This is a genomic window from Mycobacterium sp. HUMS_12744610 (assembly GCF_041206865.1).
GTDB lineage: Bacteria > Actinomycetota > Actinomycetes > Mycobacteriales > Mycobacteriaceae > Mycobacterium > Mycobacterium servetii.
Window position 1 is genome coordinate 2,921,692 of sequence record NZ_JBGEDP010000001.1, and the last position, 12,908, is coordinate 2,934,599.

Annotated in this window: 12 protein-coding genes and 2 riboswitches; all 12 genes read left to right on the forward strand. The window is 69.5% G+C overall.

Features of this window, described 5'->3' with window-relative positions:
- The first annotated feature begins 11 nt into the window (after positions 1–11).
- The 12 genes from AB8998_RS14380 (at position 12) to gcvP (ending at position 12,896) form a co-directional block, all read left to right on the forward strand.
- Positions 12–866, forward strand: a complete 855-nt coding sequence (locus AB8998_RS14380; protein ID WP_369738518.1) for a DUF2254 family protein — start codon at positions 12–14, stop codon at positions 864–866.
- A gap of 61 nt (positions 867–927) precedes the next feature.
- The gene (gene secA2, locus AB8998_RS14385) at positions 928–3,252 is read left to right on the forward strand and encodes an accessory Sec system translocase SecA2 (protein ID WP_369738519.1); all 2,325 of its coding nucleotides are present in this window, start codon (positions 928–930) and stop codon (positions 3,250–3,252) included.
- A gap of 61 nt (positions 3,253–3,313) precedes the next feature.
- Positions 3,314–3,949 carry a CDP-alcohol phosphatidyltransferase family protein gene (locus AB8998_RS14390; protein ID WP_369738520.1) on the forward strand — a complete coding sequence of 212 codons (636 nt, stop codon included), beginning with the start codon at positions 3,314–3,316 and terminating at the stop codon, positions 3,947–3,949.
- On the forward strand, positions 3,936–4,862 hold the full coding sequence (locus tag AB8998_RS14395; RefSeq protein WP_369738521.1) for a DUF881 domain-containing protein: 927 nt from the start codon (positions 3,936–3,938) through the stop codon (positions 4,860–4,862). The genes AB8998_RS14390 and AB8998_RS14395 overlap by 14 nt, the downstream gene beginning before the upstream one ends.
- Positions 4,863–4,875: 13 nt before the next feature.
- Positions 4,876–5,208, forward strand: coding sequence for a small basic family protein (locus AB8998_RS14400; protein ID WP_369738522.1), 333 nt, complete (start codon positions 4,876–4,878; stop codon positions 5,206–5,208).
- Positions 5,209–5,377: 169 nt separating this feature from the next.
- On the forward strand, positions 5,378–6,220 hold the full coding sequence (locus AB8998_RS14405) for a DUF881 domain-containing protein (RefSeq protein WP_369741574.1): 843 nt from the start codon (positions 5,378–5,380) through the stop codon (positions 6,218–6,220).
- Between the two features lie 22 nt (positions 6,221–6,242).
- On the forward strand, positions 6,243–6,638 hold the full coding sequence (gene gcvH, locus AB8998_RS14410; protein ID WP_369738523.1) for a glycine cleavage system protein GcvH: 396 nt from the start codon (positions 6,243–6,245) through the stop codon (positions 6,636–6,638).
- A gap of 320 nt (positions 6,639–6,958) precedes the next feature.
- Entirely contained in the window at positions 6,959–7,444 is a 486-nt protein-coding gene (gene garA / locus AB8998_RS14415) for a glycogen accumulation regulator GarA (protein WP_369738524.1), read from the forward strand.
- On the forward strand, positions 7,444–8,184 hold the full coding sequence (gene ftsR, locus AB8998_RS14420; RefSeq protein WP_369738525.1) for a transcriptional regulator FtsR: 741 nt from the start codon (positions 7,444–7,446) through the stop codon (positions 8,182–8,184). The genes garA and ftsR overlap by 1 nt, the downstream gene beginning before the upstream one ends.
- 91 nt (positions 8,185–8,275) lie before the next feature.
- A complete protein-coding gene (locus AB8998_RS14425; protein ID WP_369738526.1) occupies positions 8,276–8,770 on the forward strand; it encodes a bifunctional nuclease family protein in 495 nt (164 codons plus the stop codon).
- A gap of 285 nt (positions 8,771–9,055) precedes the next feature.
- On the forward strand, positions 9,056–9,679 hold the full coding sequence (locus AB8998_RS14430) for a MerR family transcriptional regulator (protein ID WP_369738527.1): 624 nt from the start codon (positions 9,056–9,058) through the stop codon (positions 9,677–9,679).
- 114 nt (positions 9,680–9,793) lie between these two features.
- Positions 9,794–9,891: riboswitch (glycine riboswitch) on the forward strand.
- Positions 9,892–10,010, forward strand: a riboswitch (glycine riboswitch). It begins immediately after the preceding riboswitch.
- A 60-nt stretch (positions 10,011–10,070) separates the two neighbouring features.
- Positions 10,071–12,896 carry an aminomethyl-transferring glycine dehydrogenase gene (gene gcvP / locus AB8998_RS14435; RefSeq protein WP_369738528.1) on the forward strand — a complete coding sequence of 942 codons (2,826 nt, stop codon included), beginning with the start codon at positions 10,071–10,073 and terminating at the stop codon, positions 12,894–12,896.
- Positions 12,897–12,908: the final 12 nt, after the last annotated feature.

A 12,908-nucleotide genomic window follows, 5' to 3' on the forward strand; every position in this document is an offset into this window, starting at 1 on the left:
GATCTTTCGTCGTGACGTTCCTCTACGCGCTGGTCGTGGAGCAGGGGTTGAAACCCGGCGCGCCGGTGCCGCGCCTCGCGGTCAGCGCGGCAACGGTGTTCGTGTTTGCCAGCGCCGTGTTGTTCATGATCTATGTCGGCCGCGTGGCGTACATGATGCGGGCCTCGACGATCATCGGCGAGATCGGCGACCTGGCGGGTGCGGTGCTGGAGGGACGCTACCCGAGCGACACAGCGCCGCCCGACACCATCGGAGAGCTGCCGGAGGCGCACCGCGTCATCGCGGCGCGGGAGCGGGGGATGCTGGTCACGATCGCGGAGTCGGCTGTCGCGACGCAGGCGGCCCGGGCGGTCTGCATCGTGGCGCTGAAGATTCGGGTCGGGGATTTCGTGCCGCTGGGGGCGCCGTTGTTCATGGTGCACGGCACGCCCGACGACCTCGACCGCCTCGTCGACGGGACGTGCAAGCACCTGGAGTTCGGCACCGAGCGCACCCTGCAACAGGATGTGGCGTTCGGGTTCCGGCAGTTGATCGACATGATCGAGAAGGCGCTGTCGCCGGCGGTGAACGATCCGACCACGGCGTGCCAGGCCCTGGACACGCTGCACGACCTGCTGCGCCGGCTGGCCACCCGCCCGCCCGTGTCGGAGGCGGTGTGCGGGCCCGGCGGCGAGTTGCGGCTGGTGATGCCGCGCTACCAGTTCGCCGACCTGCTCGAGGTCACCGTTGGCGAAGCACTGCGGTACGGGTCCGATGCCGCGCAGGTGCCCGAACCGATCGAGCGCATGCTCGCCGACCTGGCGGAGGCGGCGCACCCGGAGCATCGCGACGCCGTCCGTCGCGCGCAACAGGAAGCCGACGCGTAGACCGGACCGGCCGCCGCCCCACCTACACGGGCCCACCGCAAAGCCCGCGTACCGTTGTGCTGTGCCCAAGACCAGCCGCGCCCAGTCCGGCCGCGTGACCAGCCGATTCTGGCGTTTACTCGGCGCCAGCACAGAAAAAGACCGCAACCGTTCCATGGCGGCGGTCACCTCCTCGTCCGAGTACGACGAGGAGGCCGCCGGTCTCACCGACGAGCAGCTGCGCAAGGCCGCCGGACTGCTCAAGCTCGACGAGCTCGCGGAGTCCGACGACATCGCCCAGTTCCTCGCGATCGCCCGGGAGGCGGCCGAGCGCGCGACCGGGCTCCGCCCGTTCGACGTGCAGTTGCTGGGGGCGCTGCGCATGCTTGCCGGCGACGTGATCGAGATGGCCACCGGTGAGGGCAAGACCCTGGCCGGCGCGATCGCGGCGGCCGGATACGCGCTGGCCGGCCGGCACGTGCACGTGGTGACCATCAACGACTACCTGGCCCGCCGCGACGCGGAGTGGATGGGAGCCCTGCTGAAGGCCATGGGCCTGACCGTCGGCTGGATCACCGCGGAGTCGACGCGGGAGGACCGCCGGGCCGCCTACGACTGCGACGTCACCTACGCCTCGGTCAACGAGATCGGCTTCGACGTGCTGCGCGACCAGCTGGTGACCGACGTCGCCGACCTGGTCTCGCCCAACCCCGACGTCGCCCTGATCGACGAGGCCGACTCCGTGCTGGTCGACGAGGCGCTGGTGCCGCTCGTGCTGGCCGGCACCACCCACCGGGAGACGCCGCGCCTCGAGATCATCAAGCTCGTCGGCGAACTCGTCGCGGGCACCGACTACGACACAGACGCCGACAGCCGCAACGTCCATCTGACCGAAGCCGGCGCGCGCAAGGTCGAGAAGGCGCTCGGCGGCATCGACCTGTACTCCGAGGAACACGTCGGCACGACGCTGACCGAGGTCAACGTCGCCCTGCACGCACACGTGCTGTTGCAGCGCGACGTCCACTACATCGTCCGCGACGACGCGGTGCACCTGATCAACTCTTCCCGCGGGCGCATCGCCCAGCTGCAGCGCTGGCCCGACGGCCTGCAGGCCGCCGTGGAGGCCAAGGAGGGCATCGAGACCACCGAGACGGGCGAGGTGCTCGACACCATCACGGTGCAGGCGCTGATCAACCGCTACGCGACCGTGTGCGGGATGACGGGGACCGCGCTGGCCGCCGGTGAGCAGCTGCGCCAGTTCTACAAGCTGGGTGTGTCGCCGATCCCGCCCAACAAGCCCAACATCCGCGAGGACGAGCCCGACCGCGTCTACATCACCGCCGCCGCCAAGAACGACGCGATCGTCGCGCACGTCGCCGAGGTGCACGCCACCGGCCAGCCGGTGCTGGTCGGGACCCGCGACGTGGCCGAGTCCGAGGAGCTGCACGAGCGCCTGCTGCGCCGCGACATCCCGGCGGTGGTGCTCAACGCGAAGAACGACGCCGAGGAAGCGCAGGTGATCGCCGAGGCGGGCAAATACGGTGTGGTCACGGTGTCCACCCAGATGGCCGGACGCGGCACCGACATCCGGCTCGGCGGGTCCGACGAGGCCGATCATGACAAGGTCGCCGAGCTGGGCGGGCTGCACGTGGTGGGGACCGGCCGCCACCACACCGAGCGGCTGGACAACCAGTTGCGCGGTCGGGCAGGGCGCCAGGGAGACCCGGGGTCGACGGTGTTCTTCTCCAGCTGGGAGGACGACGTCGTGGCGGCCAACCTGGACCACAACAAGCTGCCCACCCAGACCGACGAGGACGGCCGGATCGTCAGCGCCAAGGCGGCCGGGCTGCTCGATCACGCCCAGCGTGTCGCCGAGGGCCGCATGCTGGACGTGCACGCCAACACCTGGCGCTACAACCAGCTGATCGCCCAGCAGCGCGCCATCATCGTCGATCGGCGAAACACGTTGCTGCGCACGACCACCGCGCGCGAGGAGCTCGCCGAGCTGGCCCCCAAGCGATACGAGGAGCTGTCGGAGAAGATCTCCGAGGAACGGCTCGAGACGATCTGCCGGCAGATCATGCTGTATCACCTCGACCGGGGCTGGGCGGATCACCTGGCCTACCTGGCCGACATCCGCGAGAGCATCCACCTGCGCGCGCTGGGCCGGCAGAACCCGCTGGACGAGTTCCACCGGTTGGCCGTCGACGCGTTCGCGTCGCTGGCCGCGGACGCCATCGAGGCGGCCCAGCAGACCTTCGAGACCGCGAACGTCCTGGAGGAGGAGCCGGGGCTGGATTTGTCCAAGCTCGCGCGGCCGACCTCGACGTGGACCTACATGGTCAACGACAACCCGCTCTCCGACGACACGCTGTCGACGCTGAGCCTGCCGGGGGTTTTCCGCTGACGGCGTTCGCTGCCCGATCCGTCGTGCGAACCGCACCATCACGAGGCTAAGGTCACGGCTCATGGAGCCACTGCCTCCGCCCGACCGGGTGCTGACAGTGCCGAACGCCCTGAGCGCCCTGCGGCTCGCGCTCATCCCGGTGTTCGTCTACGTCCTGCTGGTCGCGCACGCCAACGCCCTCGCGGTGGCGATCCTGATGTTCAGCGGCGCCTCGGACTGGGCCGACGGCAAGATCGCGCGGCTGCTCGACCAGTCCTCCCGGCTGGGCGTGCTACTCGACCCGGCGGTGGACCGCCTCTACATGGTCAGCGTGCCGATCGTGTTGGCCCTGAGCGGCATCATGCCCTGGTGGTTCGTGCTCGTGCTGCTGGCACGCGACGGGCTGCTGGCCGCGACGTTGCCGTGGCTGCGAAGCCGGGGGCTATCGGCGCTGCCGGTGACCTACGTCGGCAAAGCCGCGACGTTCGCCTTGATGGCTGGCTTTCCGCTGGTTCTGCTGGGAACCTGGGACGCGTTATGGAGCCGGGTGGTGTGGGCCTGCGGGTGGGCGTTCCTCGTGTGGGGTATGTACATGTACCTGTGGGCGTTCGTCCTGTACGCGGTCCAGGTGGTCCTGGTCGTGCGGCGGATGCCCAGGCTCGCACCCCACCTGCAGCAACCGGCCACACAGGAGTCGGGTGATCATGGCCGAGACTGACCGCATGCTCGGGGGCTACGACCCCAACGCCGGCCACAGCGCCCATGCGGCCGCACGGCCGCCACACATCCCGGTGCCCTCCCTGCTGCGCGCCCTGCTGTCGGAGCACCTGGACCCCGGTTACGCCGCGGCGGCCGCCAAACGCAGCCGCTTGACCACGCCACCCACCCCGCGCCGGCGCGCCCTGGACCGGATCTGGCAGGCCCTCGCGGCGCTGTTGATCGCGATGGTGTTCGCGCTCGCGGTGACGCAGGCCCGCTCGGTGGCGCCCGGCGTCCGCAGCGAGCAGCAGCTGCTGGTCCGGAGCGTGCGTTCGGCGGAAGCCACCGCCGGCGACCTGGCGCAGCGCCGCGGGGCCCTGTCGACGCGGGTCGACGACGTGCAGCGCCGGGCGCTGGCCGACAACGCGGCGGGCCAGCGGCTGCTGAGCCGATTGGACGCGCTCAGCCTGGCCGCGGCCAGCACACCGGTGATCGGGCCGGGCCTGAAGGTGACCGTGACCGACCCCGGCGTCAGCCCGAACCTTTCCGACGTGTCCAAACAGCGGGTCAGCGGCAGCACCCAGATCATCTTGGACCGCGACCTGCAGCTGGTCGTGAATTCGTTGTGGGAGAGCGGCGCCGAGGCCGTCTCGGTCGGCGGCGTGCGGATCGGGCCGAACGCGACGATCCGGCAGGCGGGCGGGGCGATTCTCGTCGACAACAATCCCACCAGCAGCCCCTACACCGCCCTGGCGGTCGGGCCGCCGCACGCGATGCGCGACGTGTTCGACCGCAGTCCCGGCTTGCAACGCCTCAGGCTGCTCGAGGTCTCCTACGGCGTCGACGTCACCGTCCACGTCGCCGACGGCCTCTCGCTGCCCGCCGGATCGATCCGGGATGTCAAGTTCGCCAAGCAGATTGGGTCACAGTGAGCAGAGTTCGCGCATGATCGGTATCGCGGCGCTCGCCGTCGGCATCGTGCTGGGCCTGGTCTTCCACCCCGCGGTGCCCGAGGTGATCCAGCCCTATCTTCCGATCGCGGTGGTCGCCGCCCTGGACGCGGTGTTCGGCGGGATGCGGGCCTACCTCGAACGGATCTTCGACTCGAAGGTGTTCGTGGTGTCGTTCGTCTTCAACGTGTTCGTGGCCGCGCTGATCGTCTATGTGGGCGACCAACTCGGCGTCGGCACCCAGTTGTCCACGGCGATCATCGTCGTGCTGGGCATCCGCATCTTCGGCAACGCCGCGGCGCTGCGCCGCCGATTGTTCGGTGCCTGACCCCGCCGGCGACGATGCAGAGCGAAGCGATGAGGAGGAGCGGCGGATCAACCCCGCCGGCGACGATGCAGAGCGAAGCGATGAGGAGGAGCGGCGGATCAACCCCGCCGGCGACGATGCAGAGCGAAGCGATGAGGAGGAGCGGCGCAGTGATGGAGACGGGACCGGGATGAACCAAGACCCGCCCGAACGCGCCCCCGACGAACCCCCCGGCACCCCCGACGAGCGGCGTGGGGGCCGCCACGAACTACCGGCCCACCGCCCGCGGCCCGCGATCGGCGCGGTGCACCGCAGAGGGTGGTCCGGATTCTTGCGGGGCGGCCGCACCCGGATGGCCTTCGGGACTCTGGCCATCTTGTTGTGTCTGCTCCTGGGGATTGGCATCGTCACACAGGTCCGGCAGACCAAGACGGGCGATTCCCTGGACACCGCGAGGCCCGCGGACCTGCTCGTGCTGCTGGACTCGCTGCGCCAGCGCGAAGCCACCCTCAACACCGAGGTGAGCGAGCTGCAGAGCACGCTGAACTCGTTGCAGGCCGCCGGCAACACCGATCAAGCGGCCATCCAGAGCGCGCAGGCCAGGCTGGCGGCGCTGTCGATCCTGGCCGGCGCCGTGGGGGCCACGGGGCCGGGCGTCACCGTCACGATCAAGGACCCCGGGCCCGGGGTGTCGCCGGAGGCGATGCTCGACGTCGTCAACGAGCTGCGTGCCGCCGGCGCCGAGGCGATCGAGGTCAACGACGCCCGCCAGTCCGTGCGGGTGGGTGTGGACACCTGGATGGCGGGTATTCCTGGCTCGCTGGTCGTCGACAACAAGACCCTGTCGCCACCGTATTCGGTTCTGGCGATTGGGGATCCGCCGACGCTGGCCGCGGCGATGAACATTCCGGGCGGCGCAGAGGACAGCATCAAGCGCGTCGGCGCGCGGATGTCGGTGCAGCAGGCCGAGAAGGTGGATGTGGCCACCTTGCGGCAACCAAAACCGCACCAATACGCTCAGCCCGTCAAGTGAACCCGATCAGAACAGGATTACCGTGAGCGATATCCCGCCCGATCTGCACTACACCGCCGAACACGAGTGGGTCCGCCGCAGCGGGGACACCGCGCGGATCGGGATCACCGACTTCGCGCAGTCGGCGTTGGGCGATGTCGTCTTCGTTCAGTTGCCGGAGGTGGGTGCCGAACTGACCGCGGGGGAGTCCTTCGGCGAAGTGGAGTCGACGAAATCGGTGTCGGACCTCTATGCGCCCGTCTCGGGCAAAGTGTCCGCGGTCAACGGCGACCTGGACGGCAGCCCCCAGCTGGTCAACTCCGACCCCTACGGCGCCGGATGGCTGGTGGACGTTCAGGTCTCGGACGTCGCCGAGTTGGAGTCGGCCATCTCGGGATTGCTCGACGCCGAGGCGTACCGCGGCACGCTGACCGAATGACGGTTGCTAATGTGCCTGCCAGCCGTGCGCCGCGCCCGTGCGCGCGGCGCGGCAAGCTCGATCGTGGAGGTGTCGCTCCCGCTCGCGGGGGTACGTCTCCACATGGGCCCGCGCAGTTCCCCCGTGCTGGGGAACCGCCACCCAAGTGGTCGGGCTTCCGATGCCGAGGTGGTGGGCACATTGCCGAGCGGTGCGCGGTACGGTCGACACATCAAGGCGAGCAGGCAGTGACAAGCAATACCGGGCGAAGCGAAACAAGTGGGCGACCGGCCTGAGCGGCTCGGTTAGACAACGCCACAGCGGCCAGTGAGGAGCAGCGCGTGACGGACATGGACTCCGACATGGGGAAAGACCAGAGTTCTGACGAAGTCACTGTGGAGACGACGTCCGTCTTCCGGGCCGACTTCCTCAACGAGCTGGACGCCCCCGCACAAACGGGCGGCGAAAGCGCGGTGTCAGGAGTGGAGGGCCTTCCGGCGGGCTCGGCGTTGCTGGTCGTCAAGCGGGGACCGAACGCCGGATCCCGCTTCCTGCTCGACCAGCCCATCACGTCGGCAGGCCGGCACCCCGACAGCGACATCTTCCTCGACGACGTCACCGTCAGCCGCCGCCACGCCGAATTCCGGCTGGAGAACAACGAATTCCACGTCGTCGACGTCGGCAGCCTCAACGGGACCTACGTCAACCGCGAGCCGGTCGATTCGGCGGTGCTGGCGAACGGCGACGAGGTGCAGATCGGCAAATTCCGTCTGGTGTTCCTGACGGGGCCCAAGCAAGGTGAGGGCGGGGGAGGTTCCGGAGGCTAGTGAGCGCACCCGATAGCCCGGCTCTGGCCGGGATGTCGATCGGGGCGGTACTGGACCTGCTGAGGCCGGACTTCCCCGATGTCACGATCTCCAAGATCCGGTTCTTGGAGGCCGAGGGGTTGTTGACGCCGCAGCGCTCCGCGTCGGGATATCGCCGGTTCACCGCGTACGACTGCGCGCGGTTGCGCTTCATCCTGACCGCCCAGCGCGACCACTACTTACCGCTGAAGGTGATCAGGGCGCAGCTGGACGCCCAGCCAGACGGGGAACTGCCGGCAGTCGGGTCGCCCTACGGCGTCCCGCGGCTGGTGTCGGTGACCGACGACGGGGAGGTCGCCGAATCCGACACGGCCGCAGTGGCTCCCACCCGCGTCCGGCTCAGCCGCGAAGACCTCGTGGCGCGCTCGGGCGTCGACGACGACCTCTTGACGGCGCTCCTCAAAGCCGGCGTGGTCACCACCGGCCCGGGCGGTTTCTTCGACGAACACACAGTGGTGATTCTGCAGTGCGCGAACGCGCTGTCCGAATACGGCGTCGAGCCGCGGCATTTGCGGGCCTTCCGCTCCGCGGCCGACCGGCAGTCCGACCTGATCGCCCAGATCGCCGGCCCGGTGGTCAAGGCCGGAAAGGCCGGCGCCCGCGACCGCGCCGACGATCTCGCGCGCGAGGTCGCGGCGCTCGCAATTACGTTGCACACATCGTTGATCAAGTCCGCCGTTCGCGACGTTCTGCGCCCCTGAGGACTAGACTTCAAGCGAAACTTGGTGTTCGACCGCGACGTCGCGCCGAGTATGGGTCGTAGACGGCGGCAGGTGCGGAGGTCAGACACAAATGGGCGAAGTTCGTGTTGTCGGCATTCGCGTCGAGCAACCGCAAAACCAGCCGGTGCTGTTGCTTCGCGAGGCCAACGGCGACCGGTATCTGCCGATCTGGATCGGCCAGTCCGAGGCCGCGGCGATCGCGCTCGAGCAGCAAGGCGTGGAGCCGCCCCGCCCGTTGACGCACGATCTCATCAGGGATGTAATTGCGGCGCTTGGACATTCGCTGAAAGAAGTTCGGATCGTCGACCTGCAGGAAGGCACTTTCTACGCCGACCTGGTGTTCGATCGCAACATCACCGTGTCGGCACGGCCGTCGGACTCGGTGGCGATAGCGCTGCGGGTCGGCGTTCCGATCTACGTCGAGGAAGCCGTGCTCGACCAGGCGGGGCTGCTCATCCCCGACGAGAGCGACGAGGACTCCAACACCGGCGTCCGTGAGGACGAGGTGGAGAAGTTCAAGGAATTCCTCGACAGCGTGTCGCCCGACGACTTCAAGGCCACCTAGCCCGGACGGCGGGCCGCCCCGTCACCGCAGGTCGCGATCACCCCGGGGACGGCCCGCGTGGCCGGCTGCTCTGGACGGGGACGTCACGGATGTGTCTCAACTCGCCGCGATCTCGACACGCCTGGCGGATAGCGCACCCACTCCCCGTTGCGGCGGCCATACTTTGAGGACCAGACAAGGCGCGGCGGCTACCGAACAGCGTAAGCTCTCTAGCACTCGGGCCTGAGCAAGCGTGGCTGCCGGGGCAGCCAGTGAGAACGAGCGCGACCGGCGAGAGGAAGCACCTTGAGCGACCAGCCACGTCAAGAGCAGCTGGATCTAGCCGACCACGCGGACCCCGCAGGCAAAGGCGATCAGGTGCCGCACGAACCCGTGCAGCCCGGGCTGTTCCCCGACGATTCCGTGCCCGACGCGCTCGTGGGCTATCGCGGGCCGAGCGCCTGCCAGATCGCCGGCATCACGTATCGCCAGCTGGACTACTGGGCGCGCACGTCGCTGGTGGTTCCCTCGATCCGCGGCGCCGCCGGCTCGGGCAGTCAGCGCCTCTACTCGTTCAAGGACATCCTGGTTCTCAAGATCGTCAAGCGGCTGCTCGACACCGGCATCTCGCTGCACAACATCCGGGTCGCGGTCGACCATCTGCGTCAACGCGGGGTCGAGGACCTTGCCAACATCACCCTGTTCTCCGATGGCACCACCGTCTACGAATGCACCTCGGCCGAAGAGGTCGTCGACCTGTTGCAGGGCGGCCAGGGCGTGTTCGGCATCGCGGTATCCGGTGCGATGCGAGAGCTGACCGGCGTCATCGCCGACTTCCCCGGCGAGCGCGCCGACGGCGGCGAATCCATTGCGGCCCCCGAGGACGAGTTGGCGTCCCGGCGCAAGCACCGCGACCGCAAGATCGGCTAGCCGCCCCCTTTCCCCGCGCGAAGGTGCGCGATTGCACACGCCCCACGGCGTGTCGGCGTACAGACACGCGCGCTCGCGGCGAAGCGGAACCGTTGAGTAAGCTGGACGACGCATCGCACTCGAGCGGGAGAGCTCCGTGACCGCCAGTCACGGGCGCCGAAGGAGCAAGACCTCTCCACCAACCTCTCAGGCACCCGGACCGCGCGAGTTTACGATGCCTCTGGAAAGCGGTGCGGCCGTGTCGGTCCGCACCCGCCGATGGGGAAAGGCGCCCTGAGCAGTAGCGGCGCCGAATCTCTCAGGCGCCTGGCGAACGGGCAGAGACAGAGGGAGAGGGCCGCACACCTCTGCCTCTGCTGCCGATGCAGGCCGTCCAGTCAGGAGTTCGCCCGTGCCAGACCACTCGCCTTTCGCAACCCGTCACATCGGCCCCGACAGCCAGGCCGTCGCGGCCATGCTCGCGGTCATCGGCGTCGACTCGCTCGACGAACTGGCCGCCAAGGCCGTGCCGGGCCGCATCCTCGACAAGCTCACCGACGGCGGCGCCGCTCCCGGTCTCGACGCGCTGCCCCCGGCCGCCACCGAGACCGAGGCGCTGGCCGAGCTCCGCGCGCTGGCCGAGGCGAACACCGTGGCCGTGTCGATGATCGGGCAGGGCTACTACGACACGCTCACCCCACCGGTGTTGGTGCGCAACATCATGGAGAACCCGGCCTGGTACACCGCCTACACCCCGTACCAACCCGAGATCAGTCAGGGCCGCCTGGAGGCGCTGCTGAACTTCCAGACGATGGTGGCCGATCTGACCGGGCTCGAGATCGCGAACGCGTCGATGCTCGACGAGGGGACCGCGGCCGCCGAGGCGATGACGCTGATGCACCGCGCCACCCGGGGCACGTCGCACCGGCTGGCCGTCGACGTCGACGTCTTCACCCAGACCGCCGCGGTGCTGGCCACGCGGGCCCGACCGCTGGGAATCGAGATCGTCACCGCCGACCTGCGCGAGGGGCTGCCGGACGGCGAGTTCTTCGGGGTGGTCGCGCAGCTGCCCGGCGCCAGCGGCCGGGTCACGGACTGGGCCGGCCTGGTGGCGCAGGCGCACGACCGCGGGGCGCTGGTCGCCATCGGCGCCGACCTCCTGGCGTGCACGCTGATCACCCCGCCCGGCGAGATCGGCGCCGACGTTGCGTTCGGCAGCAGCCAGAGGTTCGGTGTCCCAATGGGATTCGGGGGCCCGCATGCCGGATACCTGTCGGTGCATGCCCAGCATGCGCGTCAACTGCCGGGCCGGCTGGTCGGGGTGTCCGTCGACGACGACGGCAACCCGGCGTACCGGCTGGCGCTGCAGACGCGCGAGCAGCACATCCGCCGCGACAAGGCGACGAGCAACATCTGCACCGCGCAGGTGCTGCTCGCGGTGATGGCCGCCATGTACGCCGCCTACCACGGCGCCGAGGGGCTGACCGCAATCGCCCGCCGGGTGCACGGTCACGCCGAGGCGATCGGCGCCGGACTCGGCGACGCCGTGGTGCACGACACGTACTTCGACACCGTCCTGGCCCGGGTGCCGGCGCGCGCCGACGCCGTCGTCGCCGCGGCGAAGGTCAAGGGCATCAACGTGTGGCGCGTCGACGCCGACCATGTGTCGGTCGCGTGCGACGAAGCCACCACGGCCGACCACGTGGCGGCGGTGCTGGAGGCGTTCGGGGTGCCGCCCGCCGAACCGGTGTGCGTCGACATCGCAACCCGCACTTCGGAGTTCCTGACCCATCCGGCGTTCGCGCAGTACCGCACCGAGACCGCGATGATGCGTTACCTGCGCACCCTCGCGGACAAGGACATCGCCCTGGACCGCAGCATGATCCCGCTCGGCTCGTGCACGATGAAGCTCAACGCGGCCGCCGAGATGGAGCCGATCACCTGGCCGGAGTTCGCGCGCCAGCATCCGTTCGCCCCGGCATCCGACACGCGCGGGCTGCGTCACCTGATCGCCGATCTGGAGCGCTGGCTGGTGCAGATCACCGGGTACGACGCGGTGTCGCTGCAACCCAACGCCGGCTCGCAGGGCGAATACGCGGGCCTGTTGGCGATCCGCGACTACCACGCCAGCCGGGGCGAGCCGCACCGCGACGTCTGCCTGATCCCGTCCAGCGCGCACGGCACCAACGCCGCGTCGGCGGCGCTGGCCGGCATGCGGGTGGTCGTGGTGGCCTGCCGCGATAACGGAGACGTCGACCTCGACGACCTGCGTGCCAAGGTCGCCGAGCACGCCGACCGGTTGGCCGCGCTGATGATCACCTACCCGTCCACGCACGGGGTGTTCGAGCACGACGTCGCCGACATCTGCGCGGTCGTACACGACGCCGGCGGCCAGGTCTACATTGACGGCGCGAACCTCAACGCGCTCGTCGGGCTGGCCCGGCCCGGCAGGTTCGGCGGCGACGTGAGCCACCTGAACCTGCACAAGACGTTTTGCATCCCGCACGGGGGCGGCGGCCCGGGCGTCGGGCCGGTGGCGGCGCGGTCGCACCTCGCGCCGTTCCTGCCGGGGCACCCGTTCGCCCCCGAACTGCCCGGCGGCCACCCGGTGGCGTCGGCGCCGTACGGCTCGGCCTCGATCCTGCCGATCACCTGGGCCTACATCAGGATGATGGGCGCGCAGGGGCTGCGCACGGCCTCCCTGGTCGCGATCGCCTCGGCCAACTACATCGCCCGGCGTCTCGACGAGTACTTCCCGGTGCTCTACACCGGCGAGAACGGCATGGTCGCCCACGAGTGCATCCTCGATCTGCGCGCGATCACCAAGGCGACCGGCGTGACCGTCGACGACGTCGCGAAACGCCTGGCCGACTACGGTTTCCACGCGCCCACGATGAGCTTTCCGGTGGCCGGCACGCTCATGGTCGAGCCTACCGAGAGCGAGACCCTGACCGAAGTCGACGCGTTCTGCGAAGCCATGATCGCCATCCGCGGCGAGATCGACCGCGTCGGTTCGGGGGAGTGGACCGTCGACGACAATCCGCTGCGGGGCGCACCGCACACCGCCGAGTGTCTGCTGGTCGCCGACTGGGACCACCCGTACACCCGCGAGGAGGCGGCCTACCCGCTCGGCAAGGGCTTCCGGACCAAGGTGTGGCCACCGGTGCGGCGCATCAACGGCGCCTACGGCGACCGCAACCTGGTCTGCTCGTGTCCCCCGGTGGAGGAGTTCGCGTAGTCCGGCGGCGAG